The following is a 16,761-nucleotide window of genomic DNA, read 5'->3' as shown; positions in this document are numbered from 1 at the left end:
TTAATAAGCAATTCAATGTCAGAGTCTAAAAGAATAAAAACTGCATTGGTATCTGTATACCATAAAGAAGGTTTGGATGAAATTATTACCAAACTTCATGAAGAGGGAGTAGAGTTTTTGTCGACAGGCGGAACTCGTCAGTTTATTGAATCATTGGGATATCCTTGCAAGGCAGTGGAAGATTTGACCACTTATCCTTCTATTCTCGGTGGTAGAGTAAAGACATTACATCCGAAAATTTTCGGAGGTATTCTTTGTCGTCGCGGCCTGGAACAGGATATGCAACAGATTGAGAAATATGAAATTCCCGAGATAGATCTGGTTATTGTTGATTTGTATCCGTTCGAAGCTACCGTAGCTTCCGGTGCATCTGAAGCAGACATTATTGAAAAAATCGATATAGGCGGAATCTCACTGATTCGTGCCGCAGCCAAGAACTACAACGATGTAATCATCGTAGCTTCTCAAGCTCAATACAAACCATTATTGGATATGTTGATGGAGCACGGCGCTACTTCTTCACTCGAAGAACGTCGCTGGATGGCTAAAGAAGCATTTGCCGTTTCTTCTCACTACGATTCGGCTATTTTCAACTATTTCGATGCCGGCGAAGGTTCTGCTTTCCGTTGCTCTGTTAATAGCCAGAAGCAACTTCGTTACGGTGAGAACCCACATCAGAAAGGTTATTTCTACGGAAATCTGGAAGCAATGTTCGACCAGATTCACGGAAAAGAAATCTCTTATAACAATCTTCTCGACATCAATGCAGCCGTTGACTTGATCGACGAATTCGATGACCTCACTTTCGCTATCCTGAAACACAACAACGCTTGCGGATTAGCTTCCCGTGCTACAGTTTTGGAAGCTTGGAAAGACGCATTGGCCGGTGATCCGGTTTCTGCTTTCGGAGGTGTATTGATTACGAATGGTGTCATCGACAAAGAAGCTGCGGAAGAAATCAACAAGATTTTCTTCGAAGTGATTATCGCGCCGGATTATGATGTGGATGCACTCGAAATCCTGGGACAGAAAAAGAACCGCATCATCCTCGTTCGTAAGGAAGCTAAATTGCCTAAGAAACAATTCCGTGCTTTGCTGAATGGCGTATTGGTGCAGGATAAAGATACTAATATTGAAACGGTAGCCGACCTGAAAACCGTGACAGACAAAGCTCCTACTCCGGAAGAAGTGGAAGATATGTTGTTTGCCAACAAAATTGTAAAGAACAGCAAATCCAACGCCATCGTATTGGCAAAGGATAAACAACTTCTTGCAAGCGGTGTAGGACAGACTTCACGTGTAGACGCATTGAAACAAGCAATTGAAAAAGCCAAATCATTCGGCTTCGACCTGAATGGTGCAGTCATGGCTTCCGATGCCTTCTTCCCGTTCCCCGACTGTGTGGAAATTGCAGATAAAGAAGGTATTACGGCTGTTATCCAACCGGGAGGTTCGGTAAAAGACGATTTATCATTTGCTTATTGCAATGAGCACGGTATGGCGATGGTGACTACCGGTATCCGTCATTTTAAACACTAATATTAATGAAGAATGAAGAACTAATAATGAAGAATGACTGCACGTGACAGCATCCTCATTCTTAATTCTTCATTCTTAATTCTTCATTTAAAAATATGGGATTATTTTCTTTTACACAAGAGATAGCAATGGACTTGGGCACAGCCAATACTATCATCATCACGAACGGAAAAATCGTGGTGGATGAGCCTTCGGTTGTAGCTCTGGATCGCCGTACAGAAAAGATGATTGCCGTGGGGGAAAAGGCGAAGTTGATGCATGAAAAAACCCACGAAAACATACGTACCATCCGTCCGTTGAGAGACGGAGTGATTGCCGACTTCTATGCTTGCGAGCAGATGATGCGCGGTTTGATAAAGCAGGTGAATACTCGCAACCATTTGTTTTCACCTTCTCTTCGCATGGTGATTGGCGTTCCTTCGGGAAGTACGGAAGTTGAACTCCGTGCTGTCCGTGACTCTGCGGAACATGCCGGCGGTCGTGATGTTTATTTGATTTTCGAGCCGATGGCTGCGGCAATCGGTATCGGCATCGACGTAGAAGCTCCGGAAGGAAACATGATTGTCGATATAGGTGGTGGATCTACGGAAATTGCCGTTATCTCTTTGGGAGGTATCGTTTCCAACAACTCCATCCGCACAGCCGGTGATGACCTGACAGAGGATATTCGCGAATATATGAGCCGTCAGCACAATGTGAAAGTCAGCGAGCGTATGGCAGAACGTATCAAAATCAATGTAGGTGCTGCTTTAACCGAACTGGGTGATGATGCTCCGGAAGATTATATCGTTCATGGTCCGAACCGTATCACAGCTCTTCCGATGGAAGTGCCTGTATGTTACCAGGAAGTAGCTCACTGTCTGGAGAAATCAATTTCAAAGATCGAAACTGCTATCTTGAGTGCATTGGAAAATACACCTCCTGAACTGTATGCTGATATTGTGCACAATGGTATCTATCTCTCCGGAGGTGGTGCATTGCTTCGTGGACTGGATAAGAGATTGACCGATAAGATCAATATTCCTTTCCATATTGCGGAAGATCCTTTGCATGCAGTTGCCAAAGGTACAGGAGTGGCATTGAAGAACGTAGACCGTTTCTCTTTCTTAATGAGATAAACCGGGGATGAGGAATTTATTAAACTTCCTTCTGAAATACAATTACTGGTTCCTCTTCATCTTATTGGAGGTAGCCAGTTTTGTTTTGTTATTTCGGTTCAACCGTTATCAGCAGAGTGCATTCTTCACTTCTGCCAATACGGTTGTGGGGGCGGTTTATGAAGTTTCGGGAGGGATTTCCTCTTATTTTCATCTGAAATCGGTCAATGAAGATCTGTTGGATCGCAACATGGTGCTCGAACAACAGATCACTAATCTGGAAAAAGCATTGAGAGAGCAGCAGCTCGATTCTATGGCCATCAACAGCATCCGGCAGGTGCCGCAAGCGGATTATCAGTTGTTTAAAGCGCATGTGATAAAGAACAGTTTGAATCTGGTTGATAATTATATCACGCTCGATAAAGGTTCCTCTTCCGGTATTCGCTCCGAAATGGGAGTGGTGGATGGTAATGGGATTGTAGGGATTGTTTATGAAACCTCTCCTTCCTACTCGGTGGTGATTTCGGTACTGAACAGCAAGTCGAATATCAGTTGCAAGATTATCGGCAGTGATTATTTCGGCTACCTGAAATGGGAACATGGAGATTCGCGCTATGCTTATCTGAAAGACTTGCCTCGTCATGCAGAGTTTAATTTGGGAGATACAGTCGTTACCAGTGGTTTCTCCACCGTCTTTCCCGAAGGTATAATGGTGGGAACGGTAGATGATATGTCCGACTCTAATGACGGACTTTCCTATCTGTTGAAAATCAAGCTGGCTACTGATTTCGGTAAGTTGAGTGACGTTCGGGTGGTAGCCCGGACAGGTCAGGAAGAACAGAAGAAACTTGAAAACAAGGTGATGAAAGAATGATTATTACTTATATACATAGAATCGGATGGTTTATCGGCTTGGTACTTCTTCAGGTGCTAATCCTTAATAGTGTACATATTGCCGGCTATGCTACTCCTTTTCTCTATATCTATTTTATTCTGAAATTCAGCTCCGGCACTTCCCGGAATGAACTGATGTTGTGGGCTTTTTTCTTCGGGCTGACCATTGATATATTCTCCGATACTCCGGGAATGAATGCGGCAGCTACCGTATTGCTTGCCTTTCTCCGTCCCTCTTTGCTTCGTCTGTTCATGCCTCGTGATAATCCGGACAGCCTTATTCCCTCTTTCAAGACGATGGGAATCAGTCCTTTCTTAAAATATACCACTGCAAGTGTTTTTGTGCACAGTCTGGCATTACTCTCCATTGAGTTCTTCTCATTTACCAGCATTTGGCTGTTACTGTTGCGAGTGCTTCTTTGCACTATTCTGACTGTAACCTGTATCATAGCTATAGAAGGGATTAAGAAGTAACGATGGCAAAAGATTATATCTTAGAGAAGCGCAAATTTGTAATCGGAGGCATTGCTATCTCCATTGTTTTGATTTATCTGATACGTCTTTTTGTATTGCAGATCACGACTGATGACTACAAGAAGAATGCTGACAGTAACGCTTTTCTGAATAAGATCCAATACCCCTCGCGTGGCGCTATTTATGACCGGACCGGTAAACTATTGGTATTCAACCAGCCGGCATACGACATAACGATCGTGCCAAAGGAAATAGAGAATCTGGACACACTCGATTTATGCCAATCGCTGAATATCACCCGTGCGCAGTTTCTCAAAATTATGAGCGACATGAAAGACCGTCGCCGCAATCCGGGGTATTCCCGCTATACCAACCAGTTGTTTATGTCACAACTTTCGGCGGAAGAATGTGGTGTCTTTCAGGAAAAGCTGTTTAAGTTTCGTGGCTTTTATATCCAACGGCGTACCATTCGCCAATATTCGTACAATGCTGCCGCCCATGCTTTGGGAGATATCGGAGAAGTCTCCGCAAAAGAAATGGAAGCGGATGAAGAAGGATACTACATCCGTGGGGATTATGTCGGCAAGTTAGGAGTCGAGAAATCGTATGAAAAGTATCTGCGTGGCGAGAAAGGAATTGAGATTCTGCTTCGCGATGCGCACGGTCGTATCCAGGGACATTATATGGATGGTGAATATGACCGTCCTTCCGTTCCCGGCAAGAACCTGACATTGAGTTTGGATATTGACTTACAGATGCTGGGAGAACGTTTATTAAAAAATAAGATTGGAAGCATTGTGGCTATTGAACCGGAGACCGGAGAAATCCTTTGTCTGGTATCCTCTCCCAATTATGACCCGCATTTGATGATTGGCCGCCAGCGTGGCAAGAACCATCTGGCCTTGCAACGTGATATGACCAAACCGCTTTTGAATCGTGCCCTGATGGGAGTGTATCCTCCGGGATCTACGTTCAAAACAGCGCAAGGACTGACGTTTCTGCAAGAAGGAATTATCACCGAACAAAGTCCGGCATTCCCTTGCTCACATGGATTCCATTACGGAAGATTGACAGTAGGCTGTCATGCTCACGGATCTCCCTTGCCATTGATTCCGGCTATTGCTACATCGTGCAACTCCTATTTCTGTTGGGGATTGTTCCGTATGTTTGGCGATCGTAAATACGGTTCGCCACAAAACGCCATTACGGTCTGGAAAGACCACATGGTTTCGCAAGGATTTGGCTACAAACTGGGAGTTGATTTGCCGGGAGAGAAACGGGGCTTGATTCCGAATGCGCAGTTCTACGATAAAGCCTATCGCGGACATTGGAACGGACTGACAGTAATCAGTATCTCTATCGGACAGGGGGAAATTCTATCCACTCCCCTTCAGATTGCTAACCTGGGAGCAACGATTGCTAACAGAGGATACTTTGTGACACCGCATATTGTAAAGGAAATCCAAGATAATCAGTTGGACAGCATCTATCGCGTACCACGTTATACCACTATTGAGAAAAGACATTATGAATCAGTCGTAGAAGGGATGCGTGGCGCAGCCACCGGAGGAACTTGTCGTATGCTGTCAGTGATGGTTCCGGATTTGGAAGCCTGTGGAAAAACGGGTACTGCGCAGAACCGCGGACACGACCACTCGGTATTTATGGGCTTTGCGCCGATGAACAAACCGAAGATAGCTATTGCCGTCTATGTAGAGAACGGCGGATGGGGTGCTACTTACGGAGTTCCTTTCGGCGCACTGATGATGGAACAGTATTTGAAAGGCAAGCTCTCGCCGGAGAATGAGTTGAGGGCGGAAGAATTTAGTAACAGAGTGATATTATATGGTAACGAGGAACGATAGTTTGTGGAAAACGCTGGACTGGGTAACGATTTTTATTTACCTGCTCCTGATTGTCGGCGGATGGTTTAGCGTCTGCGGAGCCAGCTATGACTATGGCGAACGCGACTTCCTCGACTTCTCGACCCGTGCCGGCAAGCAGTTCGTGTGGATTATCTGTTCCTTCGGGCTCGGATTCGTGCTGTTGATGCTGGAAGACCGTATGTATGATATGTTCGCGTACATTATATATGTGGGGATGATTCTCCTGCTCATTGTTACCATCTTCATAGCACCGGACACCAAAGGATCACGCTCGTGGCTTGTCATGGGGCCTGTGAGCCTGCAACCCGCCGAGTTTGCCAAGTTCGCTACGGCCTTGGCGTTGGCTAAATACATGAATTCTTATTCATTCAGTATCAAGAAAGAAAAGTGTGCCTTTATCCTGGGGTTCATCATTCTTCTTCCGATGTTATTGATTATCGGTCAGCGGGAGACAGGATCTGCATTGGTTTATCTTGCTTTTTTTCTGGTTCTTTATCGTGAAGGAATGCCGGGAGTAGTGCTTTTTGCGGGCGTATGTGCGGTAATCTACTTTGTGGTCGGCATCCGTTTTGATGAAGTCTTTATCGCCGATACTCCTACACCACTGGGAGAATTTATCGTATTACTATTGATCTTATTATTTGCCGGTGGTATGGTGTGGGTATATCGTAAGAAATGGTCTGCTACCCGCAATATCATTGGTGGAAGTTTGGCTATATTACTGATTGCTTATTTAATATCCGAATATTGGGTGCATTTTAGCCTCGTTTGGGTGCAATGGACGCTTTGTATTGTGGTGATAGGCTATCTGATTTATTTGGCATTAAGTGAGCGGCAGCGTACTTATTTCCTGATTGCCCTGTTTACAATCGGTTCTGTCGGCTTCCTGTATTCCAGCAATTATGTATTTGATAATGTGCTCGAACCTCACCAGCAAGTCCGTATCAAAGTAGTGCTCGGTTTGGAAGAAGATTTGACCGGTGCCGGATACAACGTGAATCAGTCCAAGATTGCCATCGGTTCCGGTGGGTTGACAGGAAAAGGGTTCCTGAATGGTACGCAAACAAAATTAAAGTACGTGCCCGAACAGGATACCGACTTTATATTCTGTACAGTGGGTGAGGAACAAGGATTTGTCGGTTCGGCTGCTGTCTTGTTGGCTTTCCTGATTTTGATCTTACGATTAATCTTCCTGTCCGAGCGGCAGACTTCCAACTTTGGGCGGGTTTATGGATATTCGGTCGTCAGTATTTTCCTTTTCCACTTATTTATTAATATCGGTATGGTACTGGGGTTAACTCCGGTTATCGGTATTCCATTGCCTTTCTTCAGCTATGGAGGTTCTTCTTTATGGGGATTTACGATATTGCTGTTTATCTTCCTGCGCATTGATGCAGGACGTGGCAGAAGACTCTAATCTTACTGCTTCTCAATACGGATACCTACATCGCTCAATCCTTGTAACTTTTCATCTTTCATTCCGCTCATAATTTTAATAGTATAATTTGCAGGATGTAAAGGGCGAACAGATGTAATAAAAGTTTCCGATTGGTAAATGCTTCCCCATCCGTGTCCCGTCCATCTTCCGGTAGAGTCAGCCAGGCAGAAAGCAATGGTATCAGTGCGCCATACCGTAGAATCCTGTAAATTCTGACTGATAAATAAATGGAGGTCATGATAAGGATATTCGATACTGTTGCGGACTTCCGCAAAAAGCCGGAGAGTAGTGGGAACGCTGTCAGTTATGGGAATCTGAAAAGAGAGTGTATCACTCTTTCCCCATCCCTTGTTGGGAAGGGATTGATAAGAGTGATACACTGTATGTTCATTGCAGGCTGTCAGTAAGCAAGCGCTGAATAGACTCAATATACTATTCTTGAGTAGGCTTTTCATTAGTTGACTGTTTCTCCTGATTCTGATTTCTTTCCGGCCTAGAAGGACGCTCGTGGTTGGGACGACGTTCTTGACGTTCCTGTCCTTGCTGTTCGCGTTGACGGTCTTGTTGCTGCGGACGTTCCTGATTCGACCGTTCCTGTCCTTGTGGACGTTCCTGATTTGATCCTCTTTCCGGACGTCTGTTTTCGTTGTTCCGTCCTTGGTTCTGTCCTCTGTTCCGGTTGTTGTTATTGTTATTTCTCGGGCGGTTGTCTCTTTCCCCTCTGTTGCCGTTTTCTGACTGTTGCGGGCGGTTTTCATTTTCCCGTTGAGGTTGTTGCGGACGATTGCCGCCTTCTGCTTGCTGTTGCGGGCGGTTTCCGTTATTATTGTTTCCTTTCTTCTTCTTTTTATTATTCCGGTTAGCATTATTGCCGCCCTCTTTATTATTCCGGCTGCGGTCGAAACGGGTAACACTTTCCTGTTCCAGCAAGTCAACAGGTTTTCTCGGTTCCGGTTTCTTTTCTTCTTCGAGCAAGCTGTCCGGTTTCATCCCTTTCTTATTCATGGAGATTACTTCAAACGCACGTTTGCCGCTGATAGTGACCAGATTGGCTGGGAAGTTTTTATCCGTAGAATAAGAAACCTGATTGCTTAGAATATCCGCTTTGAAGAAATAGAAAGTACCATCTTTCGTTTCTAGCTCTATCTCTCTTGAAGGGAGACGTTTTTGTGCTTCCACATAACAGTCCACTTCGTAGTTCAGACAGCATTTCAGCTTAGCGCACTGTCCGGCAAGTTTCTGCGGATTCAATGAGATATCCTGAAAACGGGCTGCACTGGTAGAAACAGAGACGAAGCTCGTCATCCATGTAGCGCAGCAAAGTTCGCGTCCGCAAGGGCCAATCCCGCCGATGCGTCCTGCTTCCTGACGGGCACCGATTTGTTTCATTTCGATACGTACGCGGAATGCTTCGGCCAATACTTTAATCAGTTGCCGGAAGTCTACCCGCTCATCGGCGATATAGTAGAAAATAGCTTTGTTGCCATCCCCTTGATACTCCACGTCTCCGATTTTCATATCCAGATTGAGATTCAACGCAATCTGACGCGCACGAATCATCGTAGCGTGTTCTTTGGCTTTGGCTTCGTTGAACTTTTCCATATCTACCGGCTTGGCTTTCCGATAGACACGCTTAATTTCCGTATCTGCTTTGAAGTTTGCTTTCTTCATTTGCAGGGGAACGAGCCGGCCGGTCAATGTAACCACGCCGATGTCATGGCCGGGAGCCGCTTCAACGGCAACTACATCTCCTTTTTCCAGTTTAATCTTGTTGCTGTTCCGAAAATATCCCTTCCGGGTATTTTTGAATTGCACTTCCACCATGTCACTCTCTTCCGCATTGCCCGGAATGTCCGCCAGCCAATCGTAGGTGTTCAGCTTTTTATCTTGTCGGGAGCATCCTTTGCAGCAAAGGCCACCGCTTCCATTATGAAGTTTATATTCCATAAGTTTATATATTTATTATTGCTTCAACAGTACAATCATCTTCAGCGAGAAGTCGAAGAATACCATTTTAGCATTTACATTCTGTTCTATATGTAGTTGCGCTTCGCTTAATTCGTCCATGATACCCATCACATTCCGTTCGTTGACAAAAGGCGCAAAGCGGGTTGCAAAATTCTGTTCATTAATCGTCATATACGTCAAATTGCGCTGGTGCAGGTTGAAGATAAAATTCTCCCGAATCATGCGCTGGCAATATTCCAGGAAGTTCTTCTGACGTTCACGTCCCATGCCCGCCACTTGCTCGCTCCACATTTTCATCTCCCTGATTTTCCGTTGGTAAGACAACCGCATCAGGCTGACAAACAAGTCAAAAAACAACTGGTTCTCTTCATTCAGATGAATTGTTTCGAGTGCCTTGATAAAATTCCCATTTGCCAGATGGGCAATGGAAATACTGTCGGCAGGCAAAATGTTATATTTAGTCTGTAATACCCGGTCGATGCTGGCTTCATCAATCTTCCGCACATTCATGCGCTGGGTACGGCTTAGGATAGTGGGCAGAATCATGTCCGGCGCTTCCGATACCAATAAGAAAACCGTTTTTTCGGGCGGTTCCTCAAGCAACTTCAGCAGTTTGTTGGCACACACCGGATGCATTTTTTCCGGCAGCCATACAATCGTAATCTTAAATCCCCCTTCACTGGATTTCAAACTAAGCTTTTTCAGAATCTCGTCACTCTCTTTGGCATAGATCAATGCTTGTGAGTTCTCCGCATCCATCTCTCCCAACCAGTGATTGAGATTAAAGTAAGGATGATTGATAACAAACGGTCGCCAGTCGGCTATATAATCATCGCATACTTCCTTTTTCCCCTTTGCGCTTTTCACGATAGGGAATACGAAATGTACGTCGGGATGCACCAGTTTATTGAATTTCACGCAGGACGGACACGTTCCGCAGGCATCAGTCTCCCCCCGATTAGTGCAACTGATGTAACGTGCGTATGCAATAGCCAACGGCATTTTCCCGACCCCTTCCGGGCCGCAGATAAGCTGGGCATGTGGAATACGCCCCTCATTCACTTCCTGAATGAGCCGTTGCTTGATTTCTTCTTGTCCGATTACGTCTCTGAAAAACATATCAATAAATGATTTTGGCTACTTCTTTGATACTGTCTACTGCTCCGATAGAGTAGAAATGAATACTCGGCACTCCGTGAGCCATCAACTCCTTGCACTGGGCTACACACCATTCGATACCTACTTGCTCGGCTTCCGCGTCATTCTTGCATTTCAAAGCCTCTTTCACCAAGTCTTCCGGCAAATCCACTTTGAAAGTCTTTGGAATCATGCTTAGTTGAGACAGCTTCTTGAACGGCTTGATTCCCGGAATGATAGGTATATTGATACCTGCCGCCTTCGCCTGCTCCACAAATTCAAAATATTTCCTGTTATCGTAGAACAACTGCGTCACGGCATATTCCGCCCCGTTCTCCACTTTTTTCTTCAGCCAGTAAAGGTCAGTCTCGATATTAGGCGCTTCTTCGTGCTTCTCCGGATAACAAGCTACCCCGTATGAAAACGGCGTACTGCTGACTTTCATCTCCGAACCGTCTACAAAAATACCTTTATTGAAATTATTGATTTGTTCCTGCAACTCGATAGCATGATGATAACCGTCACCTTCCGGTGTAAATACCGACTCATGTTTCGCTTTGTCACCACGCAACACCAGTAATTCCGTGATATTCAGAAATTGCAGGTCGAGCAACACATACTCGGTTTCTTCACGTGTGAATCCGCTGCACAAAATATGCGGGACTACCGTAATATTGTATTTGTTCTGGATGGCGGCAGCCACGGCAACCGTTCCTGGACGCCTTCTCAAGCGGTTTCTCTGAAACAATCCGTTACCGAGGTCTTTATACACATATTCGCTGCGGTGAGTAGTGATATTGATATATTTCGGGTCAAATTCCCGAAGCGTATCGATTGTCTGATATAACTTTTCTATTCCCGTTCCTTTCAGCGGTGGAAGTATCTCGAAAGAAAAAGCAGTTTTCTTGTTGCTATGTATTAAATCAATTACTTTCATTCTTTTTTTGCTAATGTTCGTTATCTACTTGGATTAAACGTGCATATTGGGACAAAAATACGAAAAAAGAAAGATTTCTTCTTGATTTACTCTAAAATAGTTTTGTTTTTATCGTACTATAATAGATAAAAGAGGGAATATCCCCTGCAGGATACACCCTCTTTTGCCTAATTATTATATTAGAATTTACTTGTCGAGGAATGATTTCTTCATTCTGGCGATGTCCGTCAGATAATCTTGTAAATCCTGTTCATGTTCTTCCTCTTCGGCAAGAATATGTTTGGCAATGTCGCAGGTAGTGAAATCTTTCCCATTGGTAAAATCTGCAATTTCCTGATAACGAAGGATTGCGCAGCGTTCGGAGGCTACATTATCTTTCAGCAAACTGACAGAGTCGAACCCCTGCGGAGCATCATATTTGCATCTTGCCAACTCGAACCATTGCTTCGGGTCAAGCACCGGAACTCCTTCCAACTCAATGATACGGTCAGCGAGCAGTTGCGCATGTCTGCGCTCTTCTTCGGCATGTTCCTCAAATTCACCCTGTACATCGGCGCGCATGGCACCTTCCACTACTAATGCACCTACCCAATATTGATAGTATGCCAACCATTCTTCAGCTAATGCTGCGTTCAACTGTGCGATCAAACTTTCTACATCTAGTTTCCCTTGTAGAATTTTTACACTTTCTCTAGCCATAATTTTTATGTTTAGGTTACTATGTTTAAGTTGCCTATGTAACAGGCAGGGGAGATTTTTGTTTATGGCTCATTGAGAATTTAACAGAAAGATAGCTTTACCTACACATAAGTTTGTAAAGTGCTTTTTTATCTGCCACCTGCAACGAAATTGAATTATCTTATTGAAAATAAACGTATTACAGCGTTGCAGATACCTGTTGCAGATACGTTGCAGATGTAGTATCTGCAACGCATCTGTTGGTCTTATAAAACTCGTACAACATGGTAGACAGTACCTCTGTGTACACGTTTCGACGGGATTTCATGTTTACGGAGAACTCGCCCGAACACACTTACCCGCTTGTTTGACAACGGTATGGCACTGCTTTTCTTTATATCTTCCAAAATCTCCGCCGGTGAGAGCCATTCGCCATCCTCTTTCTCTTTGGCCGGACGGAAATAACGGTAAAACAACTGTTCTTCGAGCGAAACTTGTTCAAATTCACGGTTGCTTCTGGTCATAATCTGCTCTTCGGACTGGTCGAACCAGTAACGTTCGCCGTGGTCGAGCTCATACATGGCCTGCGCGTAAAGCTGTTCATAATCTATCGCCTTGTTTGTATCTATCGTTCCGGTTACTTCGATGCAGATAAAGCGGCGGCTGCCCGTAGGGTCGGTCAGCAAATCCTTTTGGTTGCTCGTCGCGATGAATGAAGCATAACGGCGCATTTCAAGTACGGCGTTTCCATAAGGTTTGCGCATATTTACAATCGGTTTTTGCAGGATATGTTTCAGGTATCCTTGTTGGGTGGCGCTGATCTGGTCGAACTCGTCAATGTTGATGAGCGCAAAACGATTGAGATACAATTCGGCATCCGTCTTTCGTGAGAAATCGATGCTGTCCGTATAGTATGCACGCATGGCGGGCGGGATGAGGCTGCGGCAGAATGTCGATTTACGGCAACCTTGCGGGCCTACCAGCAGGGGCGAAACATTATTCGCATATTTCTTATCTGTCCCACGCCAGTGCATGACCATGTTGAGAAACCAGCGGTGAAACAAGTCTACCCAATGCTTGTTTTCGCAGGGAACGGTTTGTGCCAGTCCGCGGATACGGTCTTTGCCGTCCCAGACGGGGAGATGGTAGAGGAAATCTTCCAACGGATTGAATACGGGGATGCGGTTGGAGTAGATATACCGGCTTATGTCCCTGTCCCATAGCGGAATACCTTCGGCTTGCGCATCTAGTGCGATACTGTTCAGCACCCGTTTGTTGATAGGATTGAAGTAAAAATGGAATGAGTTCCGTTCGCGGTATTCCACTTCTCCCACTTGGGTGTTGTAACGGAATTCGTAGCGCCTATTCATAAACTCCTCTGTCTGGAGTGACAGGTACTGTTCTTTCCCTAAGCTGCTCTTCTTTCCGAACCCTTTTTGTTCTTCATATACATTCTTGACCAACTGACGGATGAGCACCTCTTGCCGGCGCAGGTAATAGTGGAAAATAGTACGTTTCACCGTTTCCTCTTCGGGAATGCCCGAATGGAAGCAGTTGACTGCCAGTTGTGTCACCATAGCCTGAAAGTCTTCCCCTCTTTCGGGTGCACCTTCATCTTCCGCTTCGTAGATTTCTTCATGGGTCTTTCTCAAAGCCGCTTCGAAAAGCATGAATACAGCGCGCTCCGTGTCATATCCCGGTACGGCCCGTGTCAACGGTGACTTTTCCGAGCGTACCGCTTCCCGATAAGTCAGTTCTTCGGGCATCCCTGACGGTTGCGACAGATAAAACGGAACGGAATCCGGTCTGTACATAAGTTCCGGGTCGTGTGATAGCCGTGAGTACTGTTCCAGACTAGGCTCTTTGGGTAAAATGCTGAACGGAATTTGCGGCTGATAGCATTTCACGGCCAAACGATAGGCATGCGCATGAAATATCTCCGCTTCTTCTCTTTTCTGTGGAAGCGAATTGTCAGGGCGTGTAAATTTCGCCCATATTTTCACTGTCCGTCCGCTCGAACCGGTAAAGACGCAGTGAGTCTGCGGCTGTTCCCATGCCAATTGTTTTACCAGTGCAATCTCCGGACTGCCTGACAACGGTCCGACGGTCAGTTCAACTATTCCGTTATAACTTTTCATTTGTTTTCCACCTTCCGCCCTGCGGAATTCCGCAGCCGGAAGAATCTTCGGAAGCTTGTCTGCTTCGTAGCAGCGTGAGTCGGGCAGGGAATATCGCAACACTTCTCTGAAAGCGGACACAGGCTGTGTCTTTGTTTCTGTCCGTGTTTTTCCTATCCACGTTTCCATATCCATTGTAGTCAGCGCAGTAGTTTTGTCCTTGTCTCTTAATTGAGTGATTTTCATCTTTTGTTTTGTTAATAATATTCTGCTAAGTTAGTCATATTTGCCCGTTCTTGCAAATAAACATGGATATTTTATCTGTTTATCCTTTTTATCCGTACATTTGTAGAATTTAATAACAATAAAACCGATAAACAGCAATGAAAGAACCATTCGATTATTCCATCGTTCCTTATACTTTCGGCTTGTGTGCAGCCGAAGAATGTCCGCGTGCCACGACTTGTCTGCGGCATATCGCCTTAGAGTATGCTCCGGCGGAGCGGGTTTTCCTGTCAATAATGAATCCCAACCGGCTGAAAGCGATGAAAAGTGCTTGTGATTATTACCGTTCCAATGAGAAAGTGCGTTATGCACGCGGCTTTATGCGTACGATTAGTGCTCTTACGGTTCGTGTGGCAGATACCTTTCGCTATCGTATGATTGAATATATGGGTAGAAAGAACTATTATTTGAAACGTAGGGGAGACATGAACCTTAGTCCGGTCGAACAACGGCGGATTATTGCCGTAGCCAAGGAGCTTGGCGTTAGTCTGGATGAGTATTTCGACGGTTACGTGGAGGATTATAACTGGGGTTAGTCTTGTATATCTCCTTCTCTGAAAATCTTTAGCTACGGTTTCGCTGTCGTTTCTCTATATGGAAACTCCAGTGTCTCTAGCGGGAAACGCTAGTATCTCTGGCTGGAAACTCTCGTTTCCATGCGCGGAAACTGTAGTTTCCCGCCTGGGAACCGGAGTTCTGACGCAGGAAACGAGCGCTTCAATGATAGGAAAATAAACTTTGATGCTTGGTGTGCAATATTTCTTCTTACCGCTGTGTTGCAGATACTTTTATCTGCAACGTATCTGCAACGGTATCTGCAACGCTATAATTGTTTATCAGTCAGCTTGTTATTTCGATTTTGTTGCAGGTGGCAGATGTTTTTTTATTTTTCAAACTTTATTGTAGGGAAAATTAGAGGTAATAGTGGCTTGAGGAAAAGAATCTTTTAACCTTGCGTGAGAAGGAGTTCTATTAAAAATATATATATGTAGGACAGGTGACTGGTATTAATTTATAAAAGCAGAGATTATGAGCAATAAAATTTATCCTATCGGCATTCAGAATTTCGAAAAGATTCGTAATGACGGTTATTTCTATATTGATAAAACTGCATTAATGTATCAAATGGTCAAGACCGGAAGTTATTACTTCTTGAGTCGTCCGCGCCGTTTTGGAAAGAGTCTGCTCATTTCTACCTTGGAGGCTTATTTCCAAGGGAAAAAGGAACTGTTTGAAGGATTGGCTGTGGAAAAGTTGGAAAAGGATTGGATAAAGCATCCTATATTGCATCTCGACCTTAATATTGAGAAGTATGACACGCTGGAAAGTCTGGATAAAATATTGAATGATAATCTTGAATATTGGGAAAGCCAATACGGCACCCGTCCGTCTGAAACATTCTTTTCCCTGCGCTTTGCTGGTATCATTCGAAAAGACGGGGCAACGTGTAGTTATTCTGGTAGATGAGTATGACAAACCTATGTTACAAGCCATCGGCAATGAAGAACTTCAAAAGCAATTCCAAAATACCCTGAGGCCATTTTATGGCGCTTTGAAAACGAAGGACGGGTATATAAAGTTTGCTCTGCTTACCGGCGTGACAAAGTTTGGCAAAGTCAGTGTATTCAGTGACTTGAACAATTTGGATGATATTTCAATGTGGAATGAGTATGTCGAAATTTGTGGTGTCAGCGAGCGTGAAATCCATGAAAATCTGGAAGCGGAACTACATGAATTTGCAGCAGCACGTGGAATAACGTATGATAAACTCTGTGAAGATTTGAGAGAGTGTTATGACGGCTATCATTTTAAAATAGGAGTAAATTTTAGCGCAGAAACTCGTAATATCGAAAAGTGGATCGTGGAATCTTGAATGTATATAGAATTTCTGTTAGGTATAGGAAAATAGAACTTACATTTGAGTGCACTATATAATAATGTATAGGTGTTCCATATAAGGATGTGTCTATCTGAAAAAACATACTCTATGACATCGTTATCAATCAATGAGTTACAAAAAAAGTTTCAAGAAAGAGCCGAAAAATAGTCAGATATATTTGGATGTTATTGATAAGTTGTCTACTTTTGCACCCGCTTTGCTAGAGAGACAGAGCCTAATGGCTGACATTCTGCTACAAGATTAAGGCATCAGAAAATAAAAACAAAAAAAACTTCGAAAAAGTTTGGAAGTTATCTGAAAAAGTCCTTATCTTTGCATCCGCTTTCGCAAAGAAAGCAGGCGCGGCGGAAGCCACGTTAGTTCTTTGAAATATTGATAAACAATACAAGTAGTACAAGTAAAAAATAGAAC

General features: G+C 44.3%; 13 protein-coding genes and 1 pseudogene. 8 read left to right on the top strand and 6 right to left on the bottom strand.

Features of this window, described 5'->3' with window-relative positions:
- The first annotated feature begins 15 nt into the window (after window positions 1-15).
- The 6 genes from purH (at window position 16) to rodA (ending at window position 7,307) form a co-directional block, all read left to right on the top strand.
- Window positions 16-1,539, top strand: a complete 1,524-nt coding sequence (purH, locus tag DW173_RS11325; RefSeq protein ID WP_004310431.1) for a bifunctional phosphoribosylaminoimidazolecarboxamide formyltransferase/IMP cyclohydrolase — start codon at window positions 16-18, stop codon at window positions 1,537-1,539.
- A 95-nt stretch (window positions 1,540-1,634) separates the two neighbouring features.
- Window positions 1,635-2,657, top strand: coding sequence for a rod shape-determining protein (locus tag DW173_RS11320; protein WP_004299941.1), 1,023 nt, complete (start codon window positions 1,635-1,637; stop codon window positions 2,655-2,657).
- A gap of 7 nt (window positions 2,658-2,664) precedes the next feature.
- Window positions 2,665-3,510, top strand: a complete 846-nt coding sequence (gene mreC / locus DW173_RS11315; protein WP_004299942.1) for a rod shape-determining protein MreC — start codon at window positions 2,665-2,667, stop codon at window positions 3,508-3,510.
- Window positions 3,507-4,004, top strand: coding sequence for a rod shape-determining protein MreD (mreD, locus tag DW173_RS11310; RefSeq protein WP_004299943.1), 498 nt, complete (start codon window positions 3,507-3,509; stop codon window positions 4,002-4,004). The genes mreC and mreD overlap by 4 nt, the downstream gene beginning before the upstream one ends.
- Before the next feature lie 2 nt (window positions 4,005-4,006).
- Window positions 4,007-5,869 (top strand): penicillin-binding protein 2, encoded by a 1,863-nt coding sequence (gene mrdA / locus DW173_RS11305; RefSeq protein ID WP_004324644.1) that lies wholly within the window; start codon window positions 4,007-4,009, stop codon window positions 5,867-5,869.
- Complete coding sequence (gene rodA, locus DW173_RS11300) at window positions 5,850-7,307, top strand: rod shape-determining protein RodA (RefSeq protein WP_008024621.1); 1,458 nt, start codon at window positions 5,850-5,852, stop codon at window positions 7,305-7,307. Before mrdA ends, rodA begins: the two co-directional genes overlap by 20 nt.
- 2 nt (window positions 7,308-7,309) lie before the next feature.
- Here rodA and gldH read toward each other — a convergent pair whose 3' ends face one another.
- The 6 genes from gldH to DW173_RS11270 form a co-directional block, all read right to left on the bottom strand.
- Window positions 7,310-7,783, bottom strand: a complete 474-nt coding sequence (gene gldH / locus DW173_RS11295) for a gliding motility lipoprotein GldH (RefSeq protein WP_004299946.1) — start codon at window positions 7,781-7,783, stop codon at window positions 7,310-7,312.
- The gene (locus tag DW173_RS11290) at window positions 7,761-9,275 is read right to left on the bottom strand and encodes a stage 0 sporulation family protein (protein ID WP_008776373.1); all 1,515 of its coding nucleotides are present in this window, start codon (window positions 9,273-9,275) and stop codon (window positions 7,761-7,763) included. Before DW173_RS11290 ends, gldH begins: the two co-directional genes overlap by 23 nt.
- 15 nt (window positions 9,276-9,290) lie before the next feature.
- Window positions 9,291-10,415, bottom strand: coding sequence for an ATP-binding protein (locus DW173_RS11285; protein ID WP_004304908.1), 1,125 nt, complete (start codon window positions 10,413-10,415; stop codon window positions 9,291-9,293).
- 1 nt (window position 10,416) lies between these two features.
- A complete protein-coding gene (gene metF / locus DW173_RS11280) occupies window positions 10,417-11,370 on the bottom strand; it encodes a methylenetetrahydrofolate reductase [NAD(P)H] (RefSeq protein WP_004304907.1) in 954 nt (317 codons plus the stop codon).
- A gap of 186 nt (window positions 11,371-11,556) precedes the next feature.
- Window positions 11,557-12,069, bottom strand: a complete 513-nt coding sequence (locus DW173_RS11275; RefSeq protein ID WP_004304906.1) for a ferritin-like domain-containing protein — start codon at window positions 12,067-12,069, stop codon at window positions 11,557-11,559.
- A 245-nt stretch (window positions 12,070-12,314) separates the two neighbouring features.
- Window positions 12,315-14,411, bottom strand: coding sequence for a BT4734/BF3469 family protein (locus DW173_RS11270; protein WP_120144466.1), 2,097 nt, complete (start codon window positions 14,409-14,411; stop codon window positions 12,315-12,317).
- 137 nt (window positions 14,412-14,548) lie between these two features.
- Here DW173_RS11270 and DW173_RS11265 point away from each other — a divergent pair, with 137 nt between their 5' ends.
- A complete protein-coding gene (locus tag DW173_RS11265) occupies window positions 14,549-14,986 on the top strand; it encodes a DUF6078 family protein (RefSeq protein WP_004304904.1) in 438 nt (145 codons plus the stop codon).
- A 493-nt stretch (window positions 14,987-15,479) separates the two neighbouring features.
- Window positions 15,480-16,260, top strand: a pseudogene (locus DW173_RS11255) (AAA family ATPase); the annotation flags it as partial.
- Between the last annotated feature and the right edge of the window lie 501 nt (window positions 16,261-16,761).

This window comes from Bacteroides sp. AM16-13 (assembly GCF_003602705.1).
Taxonomy (GTDB): Bacteria; Bacteroidota; Bacteroidia; order Bacteroidales; family Bacteroidaceae; genus Bacteroides; species Bacteroides xylanisolvens.
This window is presented reverse-complemented; position numbering and strand designations above follow the sequence as displayed.